The sequence below is a fragment of the Paraburkholderia sp. genome, assembly GCF_036488505.1.
GTDB lineage: Bacteria > Pseudomonadota > Gammaproteobacteria > Burkholderiales > Burkholderiaceae > Paraburkholderia.
On the sequence record NZ_DASXHN010000529.1, the window covers coordinates 1 to 26500 of the forward strand.

Annotated in this window: 22 protein-coding genes; 4 read left to right on the forward strand and 18 right to left on the reverse strand. The window is 63.0% G+C overall.

Features of this window, described 5'->3' with window-relative positions; translation table 11 throughout:
* Positions 1 to 212: 212 nt before the first annotated feature.
* The 3 genes from VGH68_RS29920 to VGH68_RS29930 all read right to left on the reverse strand — a co-directional run bounded on the left by VGH68_RS29920 (position 213) and on the right by VGH68_RS29930 (position 3469).
* On the reverse strand, positions 213 to 1541 hold the full coding sequence (locus VGH68_RS29920; RefSeq protein WP_414697012.1) for a PQQ-dependent sugar dehydrogenase: 1329 nt from the start codon (positions 1539 to 1541) through the stop codon (positions 213 to 215).
* A gap of 310 nt (positions 1542 to 1851) precedes the next feature.
* Positions 1852 to 2673, reverse strand: coding sequence for an undecaprenyl-diphosphate phosphatase (locus tag VGH68_RS29925; protein ID WP_331607361.1), 822 nt, complete (start codon positions 2671 to 2673; stop codon positions 1852 to 1854).
* A 193-nt stretch (positions 2674 to 2866) separates the two neighbouring features.
* Positions 2867 to 3469 (reverse strand): cytochrome b, encoded by a 603-nt coding sequence (locus VGH68_RS29930; RefSeq protein WP_331607362.1) that lies wholly within the window; start codon positions 3467 to 3469, stop codon positions 2867 to 2869.
* Positions 3470 to 3948: 479 nt separating this feature from the next.
* Here VGH68_RS29930 and VGH68_RS29935 point away from each other — a divergent pair, with 479 nt between their 5' ends.
* The gene (locus tag VGH68_RS29935; protein WP_331607363.1) at positions 3949 to 5073 is read left to right on the forward strand and encodes a VIT1/CCC1 transporter family protein; all 1125 of its coding nucleotides are present in this window, start codon (positions 3949 to 3951) and stop codon (positions 5071 to 5073) included.
* 66 nt (positions 5074 to 5139) lie between these two features.
* Entirely contained in the window at positions 5140 to 5730 is a 591-nt protein-coding gene (locus VGH68_RS29940) for a DUF4142 domain-containing protein (RefSeq protein ID WP_331607364.1), read from the forward strand.
* 208 nt (positions 5731 to 5938) lie between these two features.
* On the opposite strand, the gene VGH68_RS29945 is transcribed toward VGH68_RS29940, so the two are convergent.
* From VGH68_RS29945 to VGH68_RS29995, 11 genes are all read right to left on the reverse strand, one after another.
* On the reverse strand, positions 5939 to 6916 hold the full coding sequence (locus tag VGH68_RS29945; protein ID WP_331607365.1) for a N(4)-(beta-N-acetylglucosaminyl)-L-asparaginase: 978 nt from the start codon (positions 6914 to 6916) through the stop codon (positions 5939 to 5941).
* 31 nt (positions 6917 to 6947) lie between these two features.
* Complete coding sequence (locus tag VGH68_RS29950) at positions 6948 to 8012, reverse strand: ABC transporter substrate-binding protein (RefSeq protein ID WP_331607366.1); 1065 nt, start codon at positions 8010 to 8012, stop codon at positions 6948 to 6950.
* 162 nt (positions 8013 to 8174) lie between these two features.
* Complete coding sequence (locus VGH68_RS29955; protein WP_331607367.1) at positions 8175 to 9095, reverse strand: LysR substrate-binding domain-containing protein; 921 nt, start codon at positions 9093 to 9095, stop codon at positions 8175 to 8177.
* Positions 9096 to 9157: 62 nt separating this feature from the next.
* Positions 9158 to 10405, reverse strand: a complete 1248-nt coding sequence (locus tag VGH68_RS29960) for an amidohydrolase family protein (protein WP_331607381.1) — start codon at positions 10403 to 10405, stop codon at positions 9158 to 9160.
* A 64-nt stretch (positions 10406 to 10469) separates the two neighbouring features.
* Positions 10470 to 11660, reverse strand: coding sequence for a M24 family metallopeptidase (locus tag VGH68_RS29965; RefSeq protein ID WP_331607368.1), 1191 nt, complete (start codon positions 11658 to 11660; stop codon positions 10470 to 10472).
* A 74-nt stretch (positions 11661 to 11734) separates the two neighbouring features.
* Positions 11735 to 12622: an ABC transporter permease gene (locus VGH68_RS29970; RefSeq protein WP_331607369.1), complete on the reverse strand. Its 888-nt coding sequence runs from the start codon at positions 12620 to 12622 to the stop codon at positions 11735 to 11737.
* 3 nt (positions 12623 to 12625) lie between these two features.
* Positions 12626 to 13687 (reverse strand): extracellular solute-binding protein, encoded by a 1062-nt coding sequence (locus VGH68_RS29975; RefSeq protein WP_331607370.1) that lies wholly within the window; start codon positions 13685 to 13687, stop codon positions 12626 to 12628.
* Positions 13688 to 13698: 11 nt separating this feature from the next.
* Positions 13699 to 14751, reverse strand: a complete 1053-nt coding sequence (locus VGH68_RS29980) for an ABC transporter ATP-binding protein (protein ID WP_331607371.1) — start codon at positions 14749 to 14751, stop codon at positions 13699 to 13701.
* Between the two features lie 2 nt (positions 14752 to 14753).
* Positions 14754 to 15617 (reverse strand): ABC transporter permease, encoded by an 864-nt coding sequence (locus VGH68_RS29985; RefSeq protein ID WP_331607372.1) that lies wholly within the window; start codon positions 15615 to 15617, stop codon positions 14754 to 14756.
* Positions 15618 to 15874: 257 nt separating this feature from the next.
* Positions 15875 to 17074: a benzoate/H(+) symporter BenE family transporter gene (locus VGH68_RS29990; protein WP_331607373.1), complete on the reverse strand. Its 1200-nt coding sequence runs from the start codon at positions 17072 to 17074 to the stop codon at positions 15875 to 15877.
* Positions 17075 to 17391: 317 nt separating this feature from the next.
* Positions 17392 to 18939, reverse strand: coding sequence for a methyl-accepting chemotaxis protein (locus tag VGH68_RS29995; RefSeq protein ID WP_331607374.1), 1548 nt, complete (start codon positions 18937 to 18939; stop codon positions 17392 to 17394).
* Positions 18940 to 19380: 441 nt separating this feature from the next.
* Between VGH68_RS29995 and VGH68_RS30000 the strand changes: the two genes are divergently transcribed.
* Positions 19381 to 21459 carry a putative bifunctional diguanylate cyclase/phosphodiesterase gene (locus VGH68_RS30000; protein ID WP_331607375.1) on the forward strand — a complete coding sequence of 693 codons (2079 nt, stop codon included), beginning with the start codon at positions 19381 to 19383 and terminating at the stop codon, positions 21457 to 21459.
* 155 nt (positions 21460 to 21614) lie between these two features.
* On the opposite strand, the gene VGH68_RS30005 is transcribed toward VGH68_RS30000, so the two are convergent.
* Genes VGH68_RS30005 through benA form a run of 4 tightly spaced genes read right to left on the reverse strand, consistent with a single transcriptional unit; the run spans position 21615 to position 25304 of the window.
* Complete coding sequence (locus VGH68_RS30005; protein WP_331607376.1) at positions 21615 to 22406, reverse strand: 1,6-dihydroxycyclohexa-2,4-diene-1-carboxylate dehydrogenase; 792 nt, start codon at positions 22404 to 22406, stop codon at positions 21615 to 21617.
* Positions 22403 to 23425 (reverse strand): benzoate 1,2-dioxygenase electron transfer component BenC, encoded by a 1023-nt coding sequence (gene benC / locus VGH68_RS30010; protein WP_331607377.1) that lies wholly within the window; start codon positions 23423 to 23425, stop codon positions 22403 to 22405. Before benC ends, VGH68_RS30005 begins: the two co-directional genes overlap by 4 nt.
* A gap of 23 nt (positions 23426 to 23448) precedes the next feature.
* Positions 23449 to 23940 carry a benzoate 1,2-dioxygenase small subunit gene (benB, locus tag VGH68_RS30015; protein ID WP_331607378.1) on the reverse strand — a complete coding sequence of 164 codons (492 nt, stop codon included), beginning with the start codon at positions 23938 to 23940 and terminating at the stop codon, positions 23449 to 23451.
* A complete protein-coding gene (benA, locus tag VGH68_RS30020; RefSeq protein WP_331607379.1) occupies positions 23937 to 25304 on the reverse strand; it encodes a benzoate 1,2-dioxygenase large subunit in 1368 nt (455 codons plus the stop codon). The genes benB and benA overlap by 4 nt, the downstream gene beginning before the upstream one ends.
* Positions 25305 to 25801: 497 nt before the next feature.
* On the opposite strand from benA, the gene VGH68_RS30025 reads away from it, so the two are divergent.
* Positions 25802 to 26500, forward strand: a 699-nt coding sequence (locus VGH68_RS30025; RefSeq protein ID WP_331607380.1) for a LysR family transcriptional regulator, incomplete at its 3' end; no start/stop codon positions are given.

A 26500-nucleotide genomic window follows, 5' to 3' on the forward strand; every position in this document is an offset into this window, starting at 1 on the left:
GATTTTCATAACGATCGGCAAGAGAGGGACGATGGCTGGATTGTCGCTCATCGGGACCCGTCGATCCAATCGTTGGCAGTATCCGACCTCCCGTTGCAACCAGTTGATGTTCGTCAGTGGCATTCACCACAATTTGTGACGCACGGACGGCGGGACCGGTACCGAGTCGCAGGCGTTGCCCGCGATCACAATATCGGCCCTGGTGTCGGGGACTACTCCCGCGGGGATGGCAAGAGAGCCGACGCGTTATCGCGGCGCGGCGCGACTCGCCACACAGCGTTGCCGACGTCATCGGCTACCAGCAACGCGCCGCGCGCATCGAGCGCGACGCCGACCGGCCGTCCTACCGCATGGCCGTCCGGCGTGAGAAAACCGCTCAGGAAATCTTCGGGCAGTCCGGCCGGCTTGCCATCCACGAACGGCACGAATACCACCTTATAGCCGGTGTGCGGCTTGCGATTCCACGAGCCGTGCTGGCCGATGAAAGCGCCGCCGCGGTAATGAGCGGGGAACAGATCGCGGTCGTAAAAGACCAGTCCGAACGACGCGGTGTGGTTGCCCAACGCATAGTCCGGCGCAATCGCTGTCGCGACGAGCGCGGGACGTTGCGGCGTGACGCGCGTATCGACGTGCTGCCCCCAATAGCTGTAGGGAAAGCCGTAGAACGCGCCGTCCTTTACCGCCGTCATGTAATCGGGCACCAGGTTGTTGCCAAGGTCGTCGCGCTCATTGACCGTCGTCCATAAAGCGCCGCTGTCCGGCTGCCAGGCGAGGCCGTTCGGATTGCGCAGTCCGGTCGCATAGGCGCGCAACTTGCCGCTTTGCACGTCGAACTCGAGAATTCGCGCCCGGCCTACCTCCGCTGCAATGCCGTTCTCGCCCGCATTGCTGTTCGAGCCTACGGTGATGTACAGATGCTTGCCAGAATGATCCGCGATGACGTTCTTGGTCCAGTGATGATTGATCGCACCGGCCGGCAAGTCAGCGACTTTCAGCGGCGGGCCGTCGATCGCCGTTGCACCCGGCGTATAGTCGAAACGCAGCAACGCGTCGGTGTCGGCCACGTAAAGATCGTGACCGATCAAAGCGATGCCAAACGGCGAATGCAAGTGGCGCAAAAACACGGTCTGCATCTGGGCGGTGCCACTGCCTTGCGTATCGCGCAAAAGCACAATGCGATCAGGGCTCGGCACGCCTGCACCCGCGCGCTTCATCACCTGCCGCCGGATCCACCCCGACAGGCCGCTTCCTTCATCGTGCTGTTGCGGAGCGTCGCTTTCGGCGACCAGTACGTCACCGTTCGGCAACGTGTATAGCCAGCGCGGATGCGACAGCCCGCCGGCAAACTTGGTCACGGCAAATCCGCTGGGGGCGGTAGGCGCGAATTCCGCGGGGGGCGATTGCACGGGCGCGATATTCACCGTCGGAATCGACGACCCCGCCGGTGGGCCAATAACCGGAGACGGGCCTAGACCGGTGTCCACGGAAGCGGACGGACCCAGTGCACATGCGGCAAGTGCAACAACGACCGGTAATACCATCAGATGCTTCGGCAAGTGCATGTCGCGTCCCGTCTGTCAGCCTTCGTTATTCGATGCATCGGTGCATACGCGTAGCAACAAGCCTGCCTGCCAGAGGTCTGCTGAAGGGAACGAGATTTAGCACGGCGCCGGTTCGGCGAGTTTCGAGCGCGAACCGGCTATCAGAGGACTCGCAACAGATTGCGATGCTTTGGCAAACGCCCGCACCGGCTTAGAACCTTATCGCGGCAACCTCACGCTGCGCCCGGTAACGACGCTCGATGCCCGCGCGCGGAAGCGTCCCGGGCGACGTCGAACCAACTCAGCCCGGTTATGGATGCAGCGTGAACCAGCCGAGAAACACCACGCCAGCGATCGCGCAATAGATGCCGAAAGACGCGAGCCGTCCGCGCCCTTCGAAGTAGCGCATCAGGAAACGCACGCTCAGATACGCGGCGATTGCGGTCAGGACGCCGCCCAGCAGCGCGTCGGCGAGCTGGCCGGGCGCATGGAAAAGCTTCGGCAATTCGAGCACGCCTGCCGCGAGGATGATCGGCGTGCCGAGCAGGAACGAAAACTCGGCGGCCTTCTCCGCAGTCAGGCCGGCGGCGTTGCCGGCGATCATCGTCAGGCCGCTGCGCGAGAAACCGGGAATCAGCGCCCCGATCTGCGCGAGACCGACGAAAAACGCCTGGCGGAACGTCATCTTCTCCGGCGCCTGTGGCGCGCGCACCCGTTGCAGGCGGTCGCCGGCCAACAGCAGCACCCCATTGACGATCAGCGCGACCGCCACGATGCGCAGGTCGTGGAAGATCAGCTCGAGGCGCTTTTCCAGCACCAGGCCAACCAGTCCTGCCGGGATCGTGCCGATGATCAGCGCCCACATCATGTGCGCGTCGTCGTTGCGCCGGCCGCCGAACGACGCGAAAAAGCCGTGCACCAGCGCGTACCATCGTTTACGGAAGTACCACAGCAGCGCGAACGCTGTGCCCAGGTGAAGCGCAACGAGGAATGGCAGCAATTGCGGCGCATGCCTGTCGATGTGCATGCCGAACAGCGCGGGCACCAGCAGCGTGTGTCCTAGGCTGCTGACCGGAAACAGCTCGGTGACGCCTTGCAACACGCTTAGAAAGATCAGAAACGACAGGTTCAACGGGCGGTCCTTGCAGGATAGGTATTCGTGGAATGGTCACCGGCCAGGTTTGGCGCGGTGACAGCGCTTGAGCGGTTAGCTCGAACTTGCCGCGGTGTTAGCGCGCCATTGGCCTTGCAACTGGCCTTGCAACTGGCCACGCCGTAGGCCACGCGAGCCGGCATCGTCGGCGTCACCGGAGATCTTGCACAGGTTATGTGTCGCCTCTGTGCTTCAGACCCGGTAGCATGCGGATCAGCACGTTATCGCGCAAAAAGAAGTGATGAAACAACGCCGCAGCCGCGTGGCACGCTGCGAACACGATGATCGTCCATCCGACCAGATCGTGTGCCTCTCCAACGTTGTGGTGAGCCGCCTTGCTAAACGGCGGGAATGGCGGCGGGATCTGCAGTCCAAAAAAGCTCATGGATTCTTTTCCCGACCAACGCAGAACGAATCCCAGCAGCGCCTGAGAAACCAGCAATACATACAGCAGGTAATGGACCGTCGTCGCGGCATGCTCCACCCACCCGGCGTTTGCGGGCGGCGCCTGATGTCCAGGTGACAAACGCCAGCTGATTCGCGCGATCAGCACCGCCGTGAGCAGGATGCCGAGCGACATGTGCGCGGCGATCAGCACGTGCCGCGTCGGACGCGGGGTGAAGCCCCAGATTTGCGCAAGCAGGAATAGCGTCAGCACAAGGACCGCGGTAATCCAGTGCAGCGCAACGGAGATGCGGTCATACGTCGTCCTGTCGTCGCCGGCCGCGATTCGCGTGGCCGCTGAGGAGGCTTTAGAGATAGGGTCGCGCTGCATCGGTCGGTGGTATCACGGGTTTATCGCGGCGATGGGCTGCCGTCGTCTGTTGCTGTGGGAAAGAATAGTCAATCCTGGACCGGAACTGCAAGAAAGCGCCCAACGTGTATGGGCCGCGTTGCGCTCGGTTGCCTGGCGAGCCATTACATGCAAGCGCCCCCTTTGTCCAAACATCGTCCCGATAGCAGCGGTGTTCCGATCTGCGCGGGCAACGCGGGCCGTATCGCGCGTCAAGCAGCCCGACAGTCGCGCCCGGACGCGGCCGCCGCGTTTGCGCATAATATCGCCGCGCAAGCTGAAGGTTTCCTGAAGTACGTTAACGCTTGTCCGTCTATGTATGCGACAGCAAACGGAACGCGTTAAATGACTTGGGAGATAACGCAAACGATTTCCACTCGCGGTCATCGCGGAATGTGAGGTTATCGGCGCGACGCGCCAGACGCAGCAGTATGCTTCAGCGTCTATCGGACTCATCGCATATGGCATCGAAGCAGGAACTGAAGCGCTATCGGATCAATCTCGCGGACGAACTGCATGGCGCGGCCGTCTACGAGACGCTCGCGCGAGTCGAAACAGATCCCGAAAGAAAGCGGACGTTTGGCGAACTAGCCGCGTCCGAACACGAGCACGCGAAGGTCTGGGCAGACAAGCTCCGAGCTAATCACCAGCGTGTTCGCACCAGACCAGTGCTGAAGACGGTGCTGCTGAAGGGGCTGGTCCATGTATTCGGGCCGCGATTTGTCCTCCCGTCACTTGCTGCCGCCGAGTTCGCCGACCGGAACAAATATGCCCGCAGTCCCGACACCGCGAAGATGTCGGAGGACGAACGTCACCACGCGAGCGTGGTGCAGCGGTTGGCAAATGATGGCAAGCCCGAGGCAACGAAGGGCGCCGAGATCGCGCAGGCCGAGTCGTGGCACCGGGGCGTATCGTCCGGCAACGACCTGCGCGCCGCGGTACTCGGCGCTAACGACGGTCTGGTGTCGAATTTTTGCCTGATCATGGGTGTTGCCGGAGCCGGGACCCAAAGCAAGGCGATCCTGTTGACCGCGCTTGCCGGGATTGTCGCGGGTGCCTGCTCGATGGCACTGGGCGAATGGCTGTCGGTAACCAATGCCCGCGAACTCGCGAGGACACAGATTGCGAAAGAGGCGGACGAGATCGAGCACACTCCCGACGCGGAACAGCATGAGCTTCGTCTGATATATCGGGCCAAAGGGCTGGACTATGAGGAGGCCAGCCGGGTTGCTGCGGAAATCATGAAAGACAAGGACAAGGCCCTCGATGCGCTGACCCGCGAGGAACTTGGGCTCGACCCGGCGGAACTGGGCGGAAATCCCTGGTCGGCCGCGGCGGTGTCGTTCTGTCTTTTTTCGGCCGGAGCAATATTTCCCGCGATGCCGTTCCTGTGGTCGACTGGCCAGCCGGCAATTCTGCAGTGCATTGCCTTCAGTGTGATCGCGCTGGCAGCCATCGGCATGTTCACCTCGTTGTTCAACGGCAGGAGCGCGATGTATTCCGCGGTTCGGCAGGTCGTCATCGGGCTCGTCGCCGCGGCATTCACGTTCGGGATTGGGCACCTGTTGGGTGTGTCGGTTTCATGACGATGAAGGCTCTTGCGGCACGCCCATTGCTGAAGCATGGAACCGGCACATGCACAGGAGCGGCTGATGCGAACGCATATTGATGTATCCAAGCCCCGCAACATGCGGACAACGATGCGGGCACCGCGGCTTTGCAAGCGCGTCCGGTTCGCCACCTTTGCGGCCAACGCGGTCGCCTGCCTGGTATTGGTAGCGGGCGCAAATCTGGCGCAGGCGGACGATGTGGATAAACCGGCCGATTTTCTTGCGTCCGCGATCCAGGATGGTCGCGCTGAGATCCAATCCTGTCAGCTCGCGCTACGCACGTCATCGGATACATCGGTGCAGGCGTTCGCCAAACGCATGATCAGCGACCACGGAGCGCTCGATGCCCGTATCGAAAGCCTCGCGCGCAAAAAGGGCTACGAGTTGCCCACGGGGATATCGATCACCCAGAAGGCGACTCAGGCCGCGCTAACGCCACTGACGGGGCACACGTTTGACAAGGTCTTCATGGAGCACAACGTCTCGGACCATAAGGACGACATCAAACACTTCAGCGAACAGGCGCAGCAAGGCAGCGACCCGGAGGTACGCGCACTTGCCGCCAGTGCGGTGCCTGTATTACGCGAGCATTTGAAGCTGTCTGAACAGACGCTGGCGAATGTGAGTCGCTAACGGTGATCGCGGGATCCAGTTCGACGCGCAACTCACCCCGCCCGGTTTGACGTGCGCACCATGATGTCGTGGGGAAGCCAGCAATGCGAATGGCCAATTCTGGCGACGCGGGTTAGCTGAATCTGGCGCCCCGTTGAAACCAAGCTCCTACGCGACCGGCCGGTGCCGCGCCACGCGCGAAACCGGCCGTTGGTCAGCCAACGCGAACTCAAACATCGGTATAGACCTGCATCGCGATCCGCTTGCTCTGCGGCTCGCCCGCCGAAATTTGGATCAGTTCGCACGGACGGCGCTCCGGCTGCGCCATACCGGGCGTCCACAGCCAATAGTGATTGGCCGGCAGACCGTTGACCGCCACCACGCGGTGATTGCCGGCAGCATCGATTGCGTGGATCGTGACCCGGCTGATCAAGCCGCCCTTCAACGCGCGCATATCGTCGACGGCTTCATTCACCGCGCGCTCGACGCTCATCCCCATCTTCATATAGAGCACCACCGCGCGCGCGGTTCCCGCGCGGATCGTCATTTCGCCCGCGCCCGTGCATGCGCAGGCACCGTAGCGGCTGTCGGCGTAGGAGCCGGCGCCGATCAGCGGGCTGTCGCCGAGGCGGCCCGGGTACTTCCAGCCCCATCCCGACGTACTGGTGCCCGTCACGACGTTGCGCGCGCCATCGATTGCAAGAAAAACGGTCGTGTCCTTGCCGATCTCCGGATCGACCGCGTTCTGGCAGTAGCGTTCCAGCGGCACGTTGGGCCACGCGGCTTTATGGGCCGCGCTGACTTCGGCGTCGAACCAGCGCGCGTAGGCCTTGCGCGAATGATCCGCGAGCAGGTCGCAACGCTCGGCACCTGTTTCGGCCGCGAAGCGCGCGGCGCCCTCGCCGATCAGCAGTTCATGCGGCAGGCGCTCCATTACCGCGCGCGCGACGCTGACCGGATGCCGGAAGCCCTTGAGCCCGCCGACAGCGCCGGTGCGCAACGTCGAACCATCCATCACCGACGCGTCGAGTTCGACCTCGCCGAGCAGGTTCGGCCAGCCGCCACGGCCGACCGTGCGCACTTCGTCGTCATCTTCCACGAGCTGGATGCCGGCCTCGACCGCGTCGAGCCCGGCGCGGCCGTCGCGCAGCATCTGCGCAGTCCGGCCGATGCCGGATTTGCCTTCGTTGTTAGTCAGAATAATCATGTGCTGTGGCCAGAAAAGAGACGAGAGCCGATTACAGTCCGACGCGGAAATCCTTGTTCCAGAAGTCGAGCATGTCGGTTTTGTGCTTCATCAGCAGCGCGAAATCGACCGGTACGATCCGTTCGAGCTCGGCGCCCGAAAAGCCCACCGCCTGCTGCAACGACGGCGGCAAGTCGGCATTCTTGATCGTCGGCGCATAGCCCATCGTTTCAGCGAACGCGCGCTGCGCACGCGGATCGAGCATCGCGTTCAGATACGGAAACGCGCACCCGGCCTGCTTGCTGCCCGCTGTCACCGCCGCTTCGAACGTGGCCGGCAACGCGCCCTCCTTCGGAAACACGTAGTCAACGTTGAGCCCCGCTTTTTTCCATTGCAGCGTGCGCGCCTTCCATGTGACGGTGACGACGATCTCGCCGCTCTTGAGCGCCGAGGCCAGCGCATCGACCGACGGATAGATGCGCGGCGACGCTTCGCGCAGCGCGCGCAGATACTTCTGCCCGAGCGCGAGATCGCTGGCCTTGCCACCGGATGCAAGCGCGCCCGCCAGCGTCAGATAGTCGTATTGATCGTCGACGAGGCCGATTTTTCCGTTGAACGCGGGGTCGAGCAGCGCGGCCAGACCGTCGGGGCGCGTGCGCACGCGGTCGGTGTCGTAGACCAGCACGAGCGCGCTGAAGATATGCGGCACCGCGTAGCCGCGGCGGAACTGCGGAATCACGTTGGCGAGATTCGGCAGCAATGCTTCGTCGAGCTTCGCGGTCGTGCCTTCGGAATACATCTGGAACATGTCGTTGTCGCGCAGCAGCGAGATATCCATCGTCGCGCGGCGGCCGTGCGCTTCGGCGCGCATCGTCGTTTGCCGCGCGAGCGCGCTGCCCACCGCGTAGGTGACCGTCCCGCCGCCCGGCGTGACGAGCGGGTCGATGTTCTGTTGCAGCAGGCGTTGATAGTCCCCTCCCCACGTTCCCACCACGATCTGGCCGGTACAGGCGCCCGCCGCGTTCGCTTTCGACGCGAACGGGCCAAGCGCGGATGCGGCGGCGAGCGCACCTGTCGATTGCAGGAAACGGCGGCGTCGGTTGTTGATGTTATTCATGCACTCGCTCCAGGAGATAGGCAATCTGAAAAAGACGAAGTCGAGCCTCGGCGGCCCGATCCGACTATCGTTCTATGTTGTGGTTCGCTGAAGACGCCGCCATGCGCGCGTGCGGCACGTTGATGCACCGGTACGACGCAACAACCGATTCTCGCGGGCGACTCAGCGTGTCGAGTCCAGCCGCGCGTTCACCGCCGCCATCACCTCGTCGAGCGACTCCTCCATCACCCGCGACAATTCGTCGAGATGCGGGGCCGGCGCCGCGCCGTGCGGTGTGATTCTCAGCGTATAGAAAGGCATCGCAAGCTCGAAGCGCCGCAGAATCAGATTCGAGTCGAGAAAGTCGTATGCCGATACCGGATGCAGCAGGCCGATGCCCAGGCCTTCCTTGACCATCGTCGCGATGTTGACCGAATACGGCGCGATCGCCACGACCTGCGATTGCAACTGCCCGGTCGCGAAAACGTGATCCATGCCCCAGCGCACCAGATCGGGCAGGTCGTACGAGACGATCGGCTGGTCCTGCAGATCGGCCATCCTGATGACCTTGCGCTTGCCGAGCGGATGGCCCGCCGGCAACGCGCAGATCGCATCGAGTTGCGCGAATGCGGTCGAATCGGTGCCCGCCACGTCGACCGTATTCGTGACGAGGCCAAGCGCGAGCTGGCGCGACACGATCTGGTCGCGAATCACCGCGGACGCGGCGGTCGTCAGTGCGATCTGCACAGCAGGATGACGGCGATGAAAGTTCGCGATCACGCGCGCGAAATAACCGAGCCCGAACGACACCACCGAACCCACCCGAATCACCGCGGTCGATGGATTGCGCAAGCTCAGCGCGAACTCGCGGATGTTGTTCAGGCCCGCGTAGCGCCGCTCGACTTCCTCGAACAGCGCGAGCGCTTCGATGGTCGGTTCGAGCCGGCCACGGCTGCGATCGAACAGCGTCAGATTGATCGAGCGTTCCAGATCGGTAATCAGGCGGCTGATGCCGGATTGCGACGTGCCGATGACCTGGGCGGCGCGGGTGGTCGTGCGCGTGAGCATCAGCGCCCGGAACGCGTCGATATGCCGAAAGTCCATCCGTTCTCTCCGGATTGCATGGGCCGCCGGCGCTTTCCGCTCCCGCAGGAGCGGTCGGCTCGTCACGCCTGCAAATCAAAGGCATGGATTTTACCGCCCTTCATCACCACCGGAATCCGCTCGCCCTGCCCCAGCAGACAGTCGAGCGACGCGAGCGGATTGCCGTCGACGACGAGCATGTCCGCGTAAGCGCCCGGCGTGATTTGCCCGAGCTGGCCCTCCTGACCGAGCACTTGCGCGCCGACCAGGGTCGCGCTGCGCAGGATCTCGAGCGGCGACAGCACCTGGCTGCGCAGGCGGAATTCGTCGCTTTGCAGACGCTGCGATTCGCCGAGCAGATCGGAGCCGAAGCCCATCGGCACACCGGCGTCGCGGAAGATTTCGAGCGAGCGCAAACCCGCGTGCCGCACGTCCTCGATCTTCGCGACGCTATCGGCCGGCAGACCGAGCGATTCGCCTTCGTTCGCGAGCGCGTCGTACGTGACGAGCGTCGGCACCGCGAATGCGCCGTGCTCGGCCATCACGCGCGCGGCGGCCGCGTCGACCAGATTGCCGTGCTCGATCGTGCGCACGCCGCAGCGCACCGCGCGCGTGATCGCCTCGGCCGTGTACGCATGCGCGAGCACATAGGTGCCGCGTGCGCGCGCCTCATGCACGATCGCGCGAATCTCGTCTTCCGAATAGCCCCATGCGCCGACCGGATCGGTTGGCGACGCGACGCCGCCCGACGCCATGATCTTGATCTGGTCCGCGCCCATCTGCAGTTCTTCGCGCACCGCGCGGCGCACTTCATCGACACCATCGGCGACCCGCGACACCGCGCCGACGCGCGCGCAGCACGAGCACGGGCTATCCATGCCGATGTAGTCGCTGCGGGTGCGCATATCGCCGTGCCCACCGGTCTGACTGATCGCGCGGCCCGATACGAACAGCCGCGGCCCGTCGGCGAGCCCCTGTTCGAGCGCCTGCTTCAGCGCGAAGCCCGCGCCGCCCGCATCGCGCACGGTCGTAAAGCCGCGCCGCAGCATCCCTTGCAAGATCGGCAACGACTTCAGCGTGATCAGCACGTTCGGCAGATTGACCTGCTGCGCGAGATTCAATTGCGTCGCATGGACATGCACGTGCAGATCGATCAGCCCGGGCATCAGCGTCTTGCCGCGTACGTCGATTTCGCGCGCCGACGCACTGCGGATCGGGCGATCCGATACTTCCTTGACGCGTCCGTTTTCCACCAGCACCGCATGGTCCTCGCGCAACTCGCCGGCAACCGGGTCGAGCAGCGCGCAGTGCGAGAACAGAATCGACTCCATCATTTCTCCTCCCGGTCAGCTTCCGGGTGATGTCCAACGTTGAAGGATGACGCGCTGGCGCAACTCAATCGATCGTCGCGTGAGCCAAGGTGCGCGGCGTATTCGTCAGCAGTTCGGGCGCGGCGCCGGTGACGACCGAATCGTCGAGACGGAAGCCGCCGAGTCCATACACATAGATGCCCGGTTCCGCCGAGTAGACCTCGTTGTCGAGCAGCGCGCGGTGGTTGAAGGCCATGTCGTCCGGATACTCGTGTCCGATGATGCCCATCCCGTGTCCCGTGCGATGGCGGACGTACTGGCCGCAGCCCGCCTGCTCGATTACCGCCTGCGCGGCTGCATCGATGCCGGATACCGGCCGGCCGGTCACGGCCGCCGCGACCGCCGCCTCGTTGGCCGCGCGCGCGACTTCGTGAAAACGCGCCTGGTCGGCGCTCGGCTTGCCACAGAACCAGGTGCGTTCGTTCTCGATCACGAGACCGTTCAAGCGCGGAATCACGATATTGACGAGGCCGTCGCCCGCGTTGATCTTCGCGCCGCACGACGCGCCGTCGCCATGCGGCGACGCAGACGCGGGCCCGGACAGTGTCCAGCAGCGCATCACTTCGAGGTTCTCGCCAGGGAAACGGCGGCCCCCTTCGGTGACCATCAGCGTGGCCATCTGGTAGTCGAGTTCCTGCACCAGCCGCCCCGGCCGGATGTTCTCGCGATAGCGTTCCTGCACCCAGTCAGCGAGGCTCGCGGCGGCGCGCATGATCGCGATTTCCTCCGCATGCTTGACCCAGCGCAATGACCGCAATTCGGCCAGCATCGGCAGCAATTTCGCGTCGGGCAGCAACGACGCGGCACGGCCGAGCGGCCCGCCGGCTGCCTCCACACCGATACGCGATGCGCCCAGCCCGGCGGCGCGCAAACGCGCGGCGATCAGCTCGGGCACTTCCGCGAGCAACGGCTGGCGCTCGACCACACGCGGATGCTCGGAATAGAACGCGATATGGTCGAGCCATAGATGACCGCGCTCGCGCGCCATCATCACGTGATGCGTGGACAGCTCGTTCATGATCGCAAACGGCTCGCCCGACAGCGGCACGCACACCGCGATCGGGCGCTCCCACGTTTGCACGTCGACATGGAAATTGGTCGCCCACTGGAAGAAGTCGGCGGACGTGAAGATCAGTGCGTCCACACGCTGCCGCTCCATCAGCGACTTCATCAGGCGATGACGGTAAGCGCGGGTCTCTTCAGTGAGTATGGGCATCGGTTATTCCGTCGGGAACTAACGCATTGAGAAAAGGCGCCTCTCATAGTCGACAGCCTGCGGCGCCCGTGGATTCAGGACATCATCGTCTTCGTATAGCGACGCTGAATGATCCAGTGCGACAGCAGCGCAAGTGCAAAGGTGACGATCATCGACACCAGCGACAGCACCGCGCCGAACGGCCAGTTGTTGGCCTTCGCGATCTGGTCGTAGATCGCGGGGGTCATCATCGTGATGCCGGTGCCGCCAAGCAGAACCGGCGTTGCGTACGCATTCATGCAAAGAATGAAAACGAGCATCGTGCCGGCCGCAATGCCGGGCGCGGCCATCGGCAGCACCACGCGTGAGAGCGTCTGGCCGAAGCTCGCGCCGAGATTGCGCGCGGCTTCCTCGAGCGAAAAGTCGAGCCCTTCCAGCACGCTCTGCAACGTCAGGATCATGTACGGCAGCACCACCGCGGTAGTGCCGGCCACCACCGCGAACGGCGTATACAGCAAGCGCACCGGCTGATCGACCACGCCGAGCGCGAGCAGCATCGCGTTGACGAAGCCCGCGTTGCCGAGCATCACCATCCAGCCGGCCGCGCGCACGACGTTGCCGACCAGCAGCGGGAACACCAGCAGCATCACGAGCTGACTCTTGTAGCGGCTTTGCGTTTTGGCAAGCACGTAGGCAACCGGAAAGCCGAACACGAGCGACAGCGCCGTGCACAGCGCGGCCACCTTGATCGTGGTCCACAGCACCGCGTGATAGTACGGATCGGTCAGGAACTGCACGTAGTTCTGCAGCGTGAACGCCGCCTGCATCATCTGGACAGAGTCGAAATGATTGAAGCTGTAGCGCACCAGCTGCACGCCCGGCAGCACGATCACGAATAGCACGACCAGGATCGCGGGCGATGCGAGCAGGCCCCCGGCGAAGTCGCGGCGCCGCGGCGCGGCGTCCAGTGCTGTGGTCGTCATGGTTCAGAGCCCCGGCTTGAATTCCTTGTTCCAGAAGTCGAGCAGCGCCGGCTTCTCCGCGGTGAAGCGCGCGTAGTCGACCTTGACGAGCCGGTCCAGTTCGGCATTCGTGAAGCCGACGCTCTGCTGCAACGTGGGCGGCAACGATGCATCGGTGACGGTCGGCGCATAGCCCATCGTTTCGGCAAAGCCTACCTGCGCGCGCGCATCGAGCATCGCGTTCAGGTAGTTGAAGCCGCACGCGCGCGATGGCGCATTCTTCGGCACGGCCGCCTCGAACGTGACCGGCACACCGCCCTCTTTCGGAAACACGTAGTCGACCGGCACGCCGCCCTTTTTCCATTGCAGCGCACGCGCTTTCCACATGCACGTCATCCAGATTTCGCCGCTCTTCAACGCCGCCGCGACCGCTTCGTTGGACGGATAAACCTTCGGCTGCTGCTTGCGCACTTCACGCAGAAACTGGATGCCGGCTGCCGTATCGCCATTGTGCTGCCCGGCGGCGAGCGACGATTGCAGCACGTTGAAGTTGTACAGGATGTCGGAAAAGCCCAACCGTCCCTTCAGTTTCGGATCGAGCGCGACCGACAGCGAATCCGGCTTCGCCGAAAACTTCTCCGGGTTGTAGACGATCACCATCGCACTGAAGATGTGCGGAATCGAATACGGGCGGCGCAGTGCTTCGATCGTGCGTGCCGAATTCGGCACGAGTTTGGTGTCGAGCGGTTCGAGCACACCCGAACGATTGACGTCGAACATGTCGATGTCGGCGAGACAGGCGACGTCGAGCGAACCATGGCGCGACATCTTTTCCGCGCGCAACTTCGTCATACGGCCGATCTGGTCGGAAGAATCGTAGGTGACACGGCCGCCGGCGGCCTCGATGATCGGCTTGCCGATATTCTGTTCGAGCAGATTCAGATAATCGCCGCCCCACGTGCCGACGACGACATTGGGACACGCTTCGGCGGCGAGTGCCATGCGCGGATCGAATCCGAGCGATGGCGCGACGAGCAGACCGGAAGCAGCTTTCAGAAACGTGCGGCGCGTGATTTGATGGCTCATTGATGGGTCCTTCAGGCGGAAAAAAGCAGGCAGTCTTCGGTTCTGAAGCACGCGTGCAGCGTGTCGCCCCGCGACCAGCCGCCGGCACCCGCGTGCGCGGTGTTCGGCACGAGCGCGACGAGGCTCTGCCCGCGTTCGCTCGTGAGCCGCAATTCGACGATCGCGCCGAGATAGATCCTGTCGGCGAGCTTCACTGGAATCGATACCTCGCTGTGCTCCGGCGCCGCCGCGAGCCGCAGACGCTCCGGGCGGATGCCGAGCGTATTGGCATTCGGCGCGGCGGCCTTCACCGCGATGCGGTCGCCGCTCGCCGTGATGAAGTGCCCGTTGTCGACGTGCCCCGCGAGGAAATTCATGCGGCCGAGAAAGTTCGCGACGAACGGATTCGCCGGGTGTTCGTACAGTTCGTCGGCGCTGCCGATCTGCTGCACCCGTCCGTCATGCATGACGGCCACGCGGTCGGCCATTGCCAGCGCTTCTTCCTGATCGTGCGTGACGAAGATCGTCGTCAGACCGAGGCGTTGTTGCAGCGCGCGGATCTCTTCGCGCACCTCGACGCGCAGCTTCGCGTCGAGGTTCGACAGCGGCTCATCCAGCAGGAACACGTCGGGGCGGATTGCCAGTGCGCGCGCAATCGCGACGCGCTGCTGTTGACCGCCGGACAATTGCCGCGGATAACGCTCGGCCAGCGGCGTCAGTTGCACCATGTCGAGCGCTTCGCGAATACGCGTGTCGCGCTCCGACTTCGGCACGCGCCGCATCTCCAGACCGAACGCGACGTTCTGCGCGACCGTCATGTGCGGAAACAGCGCGTAACGCTGGAACACCATGCCGGTGTTGCGCCTGTCGGGCGCGAGCCGCGTGACCTCGGAATTGCCGATCCAGATTTCGCCGCCGGTCGGCTCGACGAAACCCGCGACCATCCGCAGCGTGGTCGTCTTGCCGCAGCCGCTCGGGCCGAGAAACGCGACCAGTTCGCCCTCGGCGATATCGAACGACACGTTCTCGACAGCGGTCGTCTCACCGTATTGCTTGCGCAGATTGCGCAGGGACACCTGAGCCATGATCAGATCACCTTGCCGAGCTTCACGAAACGATCGGTGATCAGCATGACGATGCCGAGCAGCACGATCTGCGCGGCTGAAACCGCCGCAATGGTGGGGTCGAGATTGAACTCGAGGTACTGCATGATCGCGATCGGCAACGTGGTTTTGCCCGGACCGACGAGCGGCAGTGTCATCTCGAGGTTTTCGAATGAAACGATAAAGCCGAACAAGGCGGATGCGACGATCGCCGGCCGCAGCATCGGCAGCGTGACGCGCCACAACGTGCGCCAAGGCCCGGCGCCGAGATTGCGCGCCGCTTCCTCGACGGTCTCGTCGATCTGGCCGAGGCTCGCGGTGACGAGCCGGATCGTCCATGGAATCGTCAGGCAGATATGCGCGACCAGCAGGCCGCCGAAGGTGCCGACGATGTCGGTATCGAGCGCGTTTTCGGCGCGCAGATAGAACAGATAGGTGGCGATGCCGGCGACGATACCAGGCACCACGAGCGGCAGCAGCAGTACGTTGCCGACCGCGCGCCGCCCCGGAAACCGGTAGCGCGCGAGCGCGAGCGATGCGCCGACACCGAGTACTACGCCGCCGATCGCCGCCCCCGCGGCGAGTTTCATCGACAGCAGGAAACCATTGGCGAACGCATCGTTGTGCCATGCGTTCACGTACCACGACATCGTGTAGCCGGACGGCGGAAAAGTAATGATGGCGTCTTTGAAGAAGCTCAGCCAGATCACGAAGATCAGCGGGCTCAACATGAACAGATAGATCAGCGTGACGCCTGCCCTGACGAGCCAGGCTGCCGGAACAAAACGTGGGCGGGAGAACGAGCGCGCGGAAACGACGTTGCCACGGTCAATCGGAACCTGCGTCACCGCGCTTTCTCCTTGCATAGGAATAAAACGTTTGGCTGGTGCTACGGCGGAGTGACGGCGTCACGTCCCCCAAACTAGGTGCGGTTGCCACTGTATGGAATGTAAATTTGCATAGCCGCACCGATTTCGATTCACAGTAGCATGAACAAAAATATGCGCAAAGCGGGTTCTGTGCTCAGCCGGGATGGGGCGGCATGGGGCGGGGTGGGGTGGGGTATACGCGAAGACAGTCGCGAGCGTAGACAGCGGCAGGCCGGCTAGCGCCGCACCTTGTTGAGCACGAGGTAGGCGAACGAGCCGATCACGATGCCCCAGAACGCGGAACCGAGCCCGAGAAAGGTCATCCCCGAGGCGGTAGAAAGAAACGTGATGACCGACGCCTCGCGATGGTCCTCGTCCTGGATCGCGCCCATCACGTTCGCGGTGATCGCGCCGATCAATGCCAGGCCTGCGAGAATTGCGACGAACGCCTTCGGCAGCATCGTGAACAACGCGACGATCGAGCCGGCAAACGTGCCGCCGATCAGATAGAACACACCGTTCGCGATGCCGGCGACATAGCGCTTGCCGGGATCGTCGTGCGCATCGTCGCCGGTGCACAGCGCGGCGGTAATCGCGGCGATCACGATCGTAATGCCGCCGAAAAACGCCACGCCGATCGACGCGATGCTGGTTGCGATGATGATCGGCCGGGCCGGCGTGTGATACCCGGACACGCGCAGAATCGCCATCCCGGGGAGAAACTGCCCGGTCAGACTGACGACCACCAGTGGCAACGCCAGACTCAGCGTCGAACTCAACGTCCATTCGGGTTTGATAAAGATCGGCTGCGTGATCCGGAGCGGCAGATTGCCCGGGTGCGCGGTGCCCAATACGATGGCGAGCACCGCGCCCGTCAGCAGCACCAGCACGATGCAATAGCGCGGCAGCAGGCGTTTGAAAACGATGTACGCGGCGATCATGCCGAGCCCCAGCCCGGGCATCGAGGCCGCGGCGGAGAATGCGTGAATGCCGAATTGCAGCAGAATGCCGGCCATCATCCCGCACGCGATCCCCTTGGGAATGCTGCGCACCATCCTGTCGAAATAACCCGTTATGCCGATCAGCAGAATGATCACGGCCGCGGTGACGTACGCGCCCACCGCCTGGTTCAGCGTCAACGCGGGAAAGAGACCGACCAGCAACGCGGTGCCGGGCGCGGACCACGCGGTCACGACCGGTACTTTCAGCTTCCAGCTCGCGAAGATCCCCGCGACCGCCGCGCCGATCGAGATCGCCCATACCCACGATGCAACCATCTCGTTGGGCACATGGGCCGCCTGCGCGGCCTGAAAGAAGATCACGAGCGGGCCGGAGTAGGAAATCAGCACGGCCAGAAAGCCCGCCACGATGGCGGAAATGGACCAGTCGGCTGCGAGCGCGCGCACCGAGGGTGTCTGGCTGTCGGTGGGATTCATCGGCGGTGTGGGTCGAGGGTGGCCAACGCCACAATACTCAAGCGCGCTCATGCGCGCCTGTGTCGCGACGTGGCTGCGTCATTCGGGGCCGACAGTATGAAGGACAAACGCCACCGCGAAACTCGACGCCGTGTGTATTTTCCTCCCCGGGGGCCGGCGGCGAACTGGTGCGCGACGAGCGCCCCCCGTTACCGAGCCGACCCAGCTTGATTGACTCCGGCCGTATTCCAGCCAACCGATAGCTGCCGCGCGCTCAGGAACCGCGACAGGTGTCGCGGAGCACCCTCTGCGCCAAAGCCGAATCCTTCACCGAAGGATCAGTGCGTTTGGCTAGTCCGAAACCGAGCGACAGCAGCGCGCAGCTGCTGAGCCTGATCTTCGAGCGACCCGGCGGCTGCGGCGGCCTCCTCGACGAGGGCCGCATTTTGTTGCGTGACCTGATCCATCTGGGCAATGGCCTGATTCACCTGCTCGATGCCGCGCGTCTGCTCGTGCGATGCCGCCGCGATCTCGCCCATGATGTCGGTTACGCGCCGGATCGCCGAGCCGACCTTGTGCATCGTCTCCCCCGCCCTGGCAACCAGTTGCGTCCCGGCCTTCACTCTGCTGCCCGACGTGTCGATCAGAACTTTGATCTCTTTGGCCGCGCTCGACGAGCGCTGCGCTAGACTGCGCACCTCGCTGGCGACGACGGCGAAACCGCGGCCCTGCTCACCGGCCCGGGCCGCTTCGACCGCCGCATTCAGTGCGAGGATGTTTGTCTGGAACGCGATGCCTTCTATCATTCCGATTATCTCGGCAATCTTGCCCGAGCTTTCCTCGATTCCTTCCATGGTGTCGACGACCTGCCCGACGATCGCCGCACCCTCGTTTGCGACCGCGCTCGCATTATCGGCGAGACCACTAGCCTGACTGGCGTTCTCCGAGTTCTGCTTCACGGTCGACGTAAGCTGTTCCATGCTGGCCGCTGTTTCCTGGAGCGACGCAGCTTGCTGTTCTGTACGGGAAGACAGATCGGTGTTTCCCGCCGCGATCTGGCCACTGGCCGTCGCGATCGCATCAGTGCCTGCTCGGACCTGGCTCACAGTGGCGGAGAGCTTTTCTTGCATTGACGAGACGCCGGCCAGCAGTTGCCCCATTTCGTCGTTGGTGTTGATCGGTATCGCGCGAGTCAGATCGCCCGCCGAGATGTGCTTGAAATGTTCCAGAGCCTCGCCAAGCGGAGCCATGATCGCGCGACGCAGAAAGAACCAGCCCAACACAGCCGCAGCGAGACCCGTCGCAAGCGCGAGCAAACCCAGCGTGCGCAGCAGCGCGACGCGGCTGTCGTTTTCCGCGTCCTGACGCGCGGCGTCACTAATCTCGAACTCTCTGAGCTGGCGGAACGCGTCGGCGGACCGGTTATAAGATGCCGGGAGTTCCTTGAGTGATAGACGACTGATAGCCGCCTGATCGCGTTTTTCGATCGCAGCACCGAAATCGTTGATGGTTCTACCCAACTGCGACCGCGCTTCGACGACGGCTTTGGCGAGTGCCTCTTCCTCCGATCCACGCGGCGTCGCATCGTATTTCTTGTACCACTCATCCGACTCAGAAACGAATTTCTCAGCGCGTGCGCGCAGCCCACCGGCATCATCAGCGCCGGGGTTAAGAGCATATCGGTCAAGCGAAAGGCGCGCACGAGCCAGCATCATGTCCGAAAACGCCAACGCGTTCATGGCCGGCAGCGAGTTGCGGCTGATGTCCTTCGCGGAAGCGTTGATGGCATTGATACCGTACAGCCCGAAACCTACGGACGACGCGAGGAGCAAGCCGAGAAAACACATGGTGAACGCAAGCCGCGCTCGGATCGATAACTTGAACATTGTAAGTTTTGCTGGGGTAAGGGGAAACGCTGCGGTGCTGGCGATATTGGGCCCCGCCGCAGTTTGGTGACGAAGCCAGTATTCTGTTTTATCGGCAGCGCACCGCCATTACTGAAGCGGCCCTGTTTAACCTTACCGGCCGCCGCAGGGACAATCGTTACGCCAGCCAGTAGTTGCCCATCTCGTCACGCGCGGCTCGGTGACAGTGTCAGTTAGACCGTCAGCAGAAATGTGCGCAAAGTTTTCCAGCGCTTCAGCGAGCGGCGTCATGACGACGACCGGAGGTAGAACCGGTCGCACAGCGGGCTGGCCTTCTTGTGTGTAAGTCGGCTAAAGTCCTGCCGGTGCGAGTCGTTATAACAGTCTCGTAGTCGCTTTCCACACCCACAGGAAAAGAGAGCGGCGAATTCCTGCAACCATTACTACAACAGAACAAACCCTATGCTGGTCGGCAGCTACAATTCGTCGCTAGTCGTCGCGTCCATTTTCGTCGCTGTCCTGGCCTCTTACACCGCGTTGGACATGGCCGGCCGCGTCACCAGGGCGACCGGCAAAGCTGCGCACTGGTGGCTGGCAGGCGGTGCCGCCGCGATGGGCCTCGGCATCTGGTCGATGCATTTCGTCGGCATGCTCGCGTTCAGCTTGCCGATTCCGATCGGCTATGACACGGCGATTACCGCGCTTTCCCTCCTTATCGCTATCGCGCTTTCCGCGTTTGCGCTCTGGACGGTTTGTCAGCCGACGTTGCCCTGGAAACGACTGATAGCAGGCGCCGTCGTGATGGGCGCAGGTGTCGCGTCGATGCATTACACCGGCATGGCCGCAATGCGGATGAAACCGGGCATCACCTACGACCCGCTGCTTTGGGCTGCGTCGCTGCTGATCGCAATCGCCGCATCCGCCGCCGCACAATGGATCGCGTTCCGTCTACGCAGCGACGGTGGCCACACTCGTCTGCTCAGGGCAGGCGCCGCAGTGGTAATGGGCGCCGCCATTGCCGGCATGCATTACACAGGCATGTTCGCCGCTGAATTTCCGGTCGGCAGCGTGTGCAGCGCGGCACGCGACGGCGTCAGCAGCATGTGGCTCGCGCCGGTGATCATCGTCGTGACCATCGCCGTGCTGTCCATCGCGCTCATTACGTCGGTCCTCGACTTGCGGCTGGAATCACGCACGGCGGTGCTGGCCGTCTCGCTCGCGCAGGCCAATGAAGAGCTCACTTATCTCGCGCTGCACGACAATCTGACGAAACTTCCCAACCGCTTGCTGCTCGAGGACCGTCTCAACCAGGCCATTAGCGCGGCTGATCGCGAGCACGCATGTTTTGCGCTGATGTTCCTCGATCTCGACGGCTTCAAAGCCGTCAACGACGCCTATGGCCACCACATCGGCGATCTTCTGCTCGTCGATATCGCGCAACGCATCCAGAAATCGATCCGCCGCAATGACACTGTCGCACGCCTCGGCGGAGATGAATTCGCTCTCATCGTGCGCGTTGCTGAAGCGGCCGACGCTGGAGCGCTGGCTACGGATCTGCTGCGTTCAATAGACCTTCCGGTGCACGCCGGCGGTTATGAACTACGCGTGTCGGGCAGCATTGGCATCTCCATGTATCCCGGGGACGGCCACGATCCGCACGAGCTGCTATCCACCGCGGACGCTGCGATGTATTCGGCGAAAGCATCTGGGCGGGCTACGTTCTGCTACTTCGAGGCATCGATGCAGCGAAACGTCCAGGTGCAATTGCAGTTACTGCAGGAGTTGCGCACGGCCGTCTCGCGTAACGAACTCGTGCTCGAATACCAGCCAAAACTCCAAGCCCCGCACGGCCCAGTGGTCGGCGCGGAAGCGCTATTACGCTGGCACCACCCGACCCGTGGTCTTTTGCAGCCGGGGGATTTCATTCCAGTTGCCGAGAAGACCGGCCTCATCCTGTCAATCGGCGATTGGGTGCTCGACGAGGCCTGCCGGCAAATGAGAGCCTGGGTCGATCTAGGCAACACCGACTGGACGATGTCGGTGAACCTGTCCCCACTGCAGTTTGCCCATACCGCGCTTGTGCAGACAGTCGCAGACACGCTTGCCCTCCACCGGCTCGACCCTCACCATCTGATGCTTGAAATCACCGAGTCAACGGCGATGCGTGACGTTGAAGCAAGTCTTGCAACGCTCGAGAAGTTGAAGGCGATGGGCGTAAGAATATCGATCGATGATTTTGGCACGGGTTATTCGAGTCTGCTTTACCTGAAACGTCTGCCTGCAACGGAGCTGAAGATTGACCGGGGATTTGTGCGCGACGTCGCGGGCGACTCCGAAGACGCCGCGATCGTGTCGGCAATTGTTGCACTCGGACGCACACTGCGTTTGTCGGTGGTAGCAGAGGGGGTGGAAACGAAGGAGCAGCAAGAGTCGCTGACCGAGCTCGGTTGCAACTCGCTGCAGGGATACCTGCTGGGACGGCCCATGAACGCCGAGCACTTTCTCGAAGCAGCCAACGCGCTAACGAGCGGACATGCGTGAGCAACTGACAGTCACGTCTGCCCGCGCTTGTTGAACCGATTTTTCCGCCTCGCGCGACGGAAAGACGAAAGAGACGCGAGCAGCAACGGCGACGGCATCGCCGCGAACCCTTCTGTTCGCGTGCTGCTTGCTGTCGAGCGCCCGAAGCGCCGCGCTCAGCCCTGGTCGCCGCCGCCAACCGGCAGCACCGTACCGGTGATGTACGACGCTTCATCGGAAGCGAGAAACAGGATTGCGCCGACCTGTTCGTCGATTGTGCCGTAGCGATGCATCAGGCTCGACGCGATCGTCTGATCGACGATACCTTGATACCACGCCGCTTCCTGCTCGCTTTGCGGCGCCGTGTTGCGCGGCACGCGGCGCGGTGGCGCTTCGGTGCCGCCGGTCGCGACCGCATTGATCCGGATGCCGTGCTGCGCATGCTCGAACGCGAGGCTCGCGGTCAGCGCGTTCACGCCGCCTTTCGACGCCGCGTATGGCACACGATAAATACTGCGCGTCGCAATCGACGACACATTGACGATCGCCCCGCCGCCGCGCGCGAGCATCCGAGGCAACACCGCATGGCAACACCACAGCGTCGGGAACAGCGAGCGCCGCACTTCGGCTTCGATCTGCGCGGCTTCGTATTCTTCGTACGGCTTTGCCCAGATCGTGCCACCGACGTTATTGATCAGTGCATCGATGCGTCCGAACGCGTCGATCGCGAAAGCGATCATCGCGCTCGCGCCCGCATAGGTTTCGAGGTCGGCGATAAACGCGCGCGCGGCGCCGCCTTCGCGCGTGATTTCCTCGGCCACCTCGTGCACGATCGGCGCACGATCGACCAGCACCACCGCCGCGCCTTCACGCGCCGCGCGCAACGCGACGCCGCGGCCGATACCCTGGCCCGCGCCCGTCACGACGAGCACCTTGCCCTTGAAGCGATCGATAGAGGTCGAAGTCATGCCACGTTGCTCGCCGAGAATTTTTCGTAGTAGAAATTCGCGGGCTCGATGCTGCTGTCGCGCAGCCAGCCCTGCACCGCTTCGACCATCGGCACCGGTCCGCACAGGTAGACATCGACGTCGCCGCTATTGAGCCAGTCGCTTTCGACGTGCGCAGTCACATAGCCCTTGCGCTGATGATTGCTGGCCGCATCCACCACGCAGGTGCGATAGCTGAAATCGGGCAGCGCGCGCTGCGCGTCTTCGAGCTGTTGCAGCGCGACCAGGTCCCTATCGTGGGTCACGCCGTATACGAGCCGCACCGGCTGCGCGTTGCCGCGCGCCTTCAGCACGTCGAGCATCGACAAAAACGGCGCGATGCCGGTACCGCCCGCGAGGAACAGCACCGGACGTTGCGGCTCGCGCAGATAGAAGCTGCCGTACGGCCCCGTGAAGCCGATGCGCTGTCCCGGCTGCGCGTGCGTGCTCAGATAGCGGCTCATCTTGCCGTCCCGCACGTTACGCACGACGAAGGCCGCCTGCGCCGCGCCCGGTGCCGAGCTGAACGAATACGAACGGTGCTCGCCGTTCTCGCCCGGAATCTCGACGTTCACGTATTGGCCCGCGAGAAAGCTCGGCGCGCCCGCACCGTCGATATCGATCGAGAAATGGATCGTCGAGTCCGACAACCGTTCGACCGCCGCAAGCGTGCCTTCGAAACGCGCGACAGCGGTCTTGCACGCCGCCGACGACGCCTGCACGCGAACCACCATATCCGAGCGCGGCCGGGTCTGGCACGCGAGGATGTAGCGCTGGCCGGCTTCCTCGGGGGTCAGTGCATCGTCGACATAGCTCGATTCGGGCAGATCGTACGCGCCCGATTCGCACAGTCCGCGACAGGTCCCGCACGCGCCTTCGCGGCAATCGAGCGGAATGTTGATTTTCTGCCGATACGCGGCATCCGACAGCGTCTCGTTCTCCCGGCAGTTGATAAAGCGCGTCACGCCGTCTTCGAACTGCAGTGCAATCGTGTGTTCCATAGCAGGCTCCTGAGCCGCACCGGCTAGATGTGGTAGATATCGATGACCTGATTGATGTAGTCGTTCTTCAACACGACGTACTTGCTCAGGATTTGCGGTTGTGCGCCGTTGAAGTCGATCACGTAGCGCGACATGCCGAAATAGCTGTAATTCGTGCGATAGCGGTGGCTCAGCGTGTGCCAGTTGAAGCGCACCGTGTACACGCCGTTCTGCTCGCTCTCCACTTCGACGTTGCTGACGTTGTGGCTCGTGCGCGTATCGTGCATCGTCGCGCTCGAACGCTCGGTTTTGATGCGGAACACGCGGTCTTCGAGACCCTGGCGGTTCGGGTAGTAGATCAGCGAGATTTCGCGCTGCGGATCGGTAACGAGCTTGTCCTCGTCATCCCACGACGGCATCCAGAACGATGCATCCGGGTGATAGCAGCTCAGCCACTCGTCCCATTGTTCGTCGTCGAGCAGACGGCTTTCGCGGTACAGAAAAGCCTGCACATCGGTGATCGCGATGTTGCTCATGCGCGGCTCCCTTGCGCGTTCAGCGCCTTTTTCATCGTGTCGATCCAGTAGCGGTGCTGCACCGTGTAAAGCCCTTCGTCTTCGGTCTTCACCCCGCTCATCACCGGATTCAGACCGATGCGTTGCGCTGCTTCGTCGGGCCCGTCGATCCAGTGCGACGAACCGCGGCACATGTCGTTCCATTCGACCGCGCGGGCTGCGTAGCCCTGCTGACAAGCACGGAATTCCTCGAGGTCGTCGGGCGTCGCCATGCCGCTTACGTTAAAAAAGTCCTCGTACTGGCGGATGCGGCGCGCACGCGCTTCGTCGGCTTCGCCCTTCGGCGCGATGCAGTAGATCGTCACTTCGGTCTTGTTGACCGACAGCGGGCGCAGCACGCGAATCTGCGAGCCGAACTGGTCCATCAGGTACACGTTCGGATAGAGGCACAGGTTGCGCGAGTTCTGGATCATCCAGTCCGCGCGTTCGGCGCCGCAGCGTGCGGCGAATTCGTCACGGCGGTTGAAGTTCGGCCGGTCTTCGGGATTGGCCCAGCGCGTCCACAGCAGCATGTGGCCGTGATCGAACGCATAGAAGCCACCGCCCTGACGGCCCCAGCTGCCCGCATCCATCGCGCGGATCTTGTCTTCGCGCGCGTTTTCTTCCTTGCGATGATTGGTCGTCGCCGCGTAGTTCCAGTGCACCGCCGACACGTGATAACCGTCCGCGCCGTTCTCGGCGGTGAGCTTCCAGTTGCCCTCATACGTGTACGTCGACGACCCGCGCAGTACTTCCAGACCTTCTTCCGACTGGTCGACGATCATGTCGATGATGCGCGCGGCTTCGCCCAGAAACGTCTCGAGCGACGGCACGTCATCGCTCAGGCTGCCGAACAGAAAGCCGCGATAGTTGCCGAAGCGCGCGAGTTTCTTCAGGTCGTGCGAGCCGTCGCTGTTGAAGCAGTCGGGATAACCGGCGCCTTCCGGGTCTTTCACCTTCAGCAGCTTGCCGCTGTTGTTGAAGGTCCAGCCGTGGAACGGGCACGTATAGGTCGCCTTGTTGCCGCGCTTGTGGCGGCATAGCATCGCGCCGCGGTGCGTACACGAATTGATGAACGCATTCAGTTGACCCTGACGGTTGCGCGCGATCACGACCGGCTGACGGCCCATATAGGTCGTGAAGTAATCGTTGTTATTCGGCACCTGGCTTTCATGCGCGAGATAAATCCAGTTGCCCTCGAAAATATGCTGCATTTCCAGTTCGAATAGACGCTCGTCGGTAAACGCGCTGCGGTGCAAGCGATAATCGCCGCGCTCGCGGTCTTCCACGAGAAAGCCGTCGATGTTTTTCAGTTGCGGCGTGCGATCCGGATAAATCGGAATCATGGTTGTCTCCTGGTGCGGACGGTCGGTGTGCGTGCGACGCACGTGCGTCGCGAGCGGCCTGCCTGCCTGCGGACCGGCCGATTTGTCTTCGATTGGGGTTGCTGCGGTGGTGGGCGGCGGGTGCCCTCCGGTATTGCGTCAGGCCACTGCGCGCATGCTCTCGACCTTCGTCACGGCAGTCCCGGCCTGTTGCCCGGATGGACCCCCGCGCGCACGCGCTGCGCGTGGCGGGAATCGATCGCGAAGCCCTTGGATAAGGCTTCGGTTTCAGCATGTCTCATTGCTGCTCCTGAACGCTTCGCTGGTCTTTGACCCCCCGGCGCCAGGTGTGCTCGCGCCCTCTCCAGGGGACCGGCCGACGCTTTGGACCGTACCGGCTTTCCATGCCCGGGAGGTATAATTTCGGTATGCGCCAGCGGTAACTGAAGGATAGTTGCACGCGATTTGCGTCGTCCAACACTGATTTAGTATCGCGACGATACTTAAAAGGTATCTCCATGGAACTGCGTCATCTGCGCTATTTCGTTGCGGTTGCCGAGGAATCGAATATCACCCGGGCCGCCAAACGTCTGCACATTGCGCAGCCGCCCCTTAGCAGGCAGATCCAGCAGCTCGAAGACTCGCTCGGCGTGCAATTGTTCGAGCGCAACGCGCGGCCGCTGAAGCTGACCGAAGCCGGCCGATTCTTCTATTCGCATGCGATTCAACTGCTCGCGCAGACTTCCGAAATCGAGGCGATGACGCGGCGGGTCGGCAAGATCGAGCGCAGCCTGTCGATCGGTTTCGTCGGCTCGACGCTGTACGGGATGCTGCCGAAAATCATCCGGCGTTTTCGCACCGAGAACAGCGCGGTCGAATTGAGCCTGCATGAAATGTCGACGATGGATCAGATCCAGGCGCTCAAAGAAGGGCGCATCGATGTCGGCTTCGGCCGGATTCGCCAGGAAGACCCGAGCATTCGGCGCGTCGTGCTGCGCGAGGAGCGGATGATCGTCGCGCTGCCGACCGGACATCCGTTGATCGATGCGAAGCCCGTGCTGTCGCTGCACGACCTCACGAGCGAAACAATGATCATCTTTCCGAAAGCGCCGCGGCCGAGCTACGCGGACCAGGTGCTCGCCGCGTTCCACGATCGCGGGCTCAAGCCGCGCCGGCTCTATGAAACGCGTGAATTGCAGATCGCGCTCGGTCTGGTC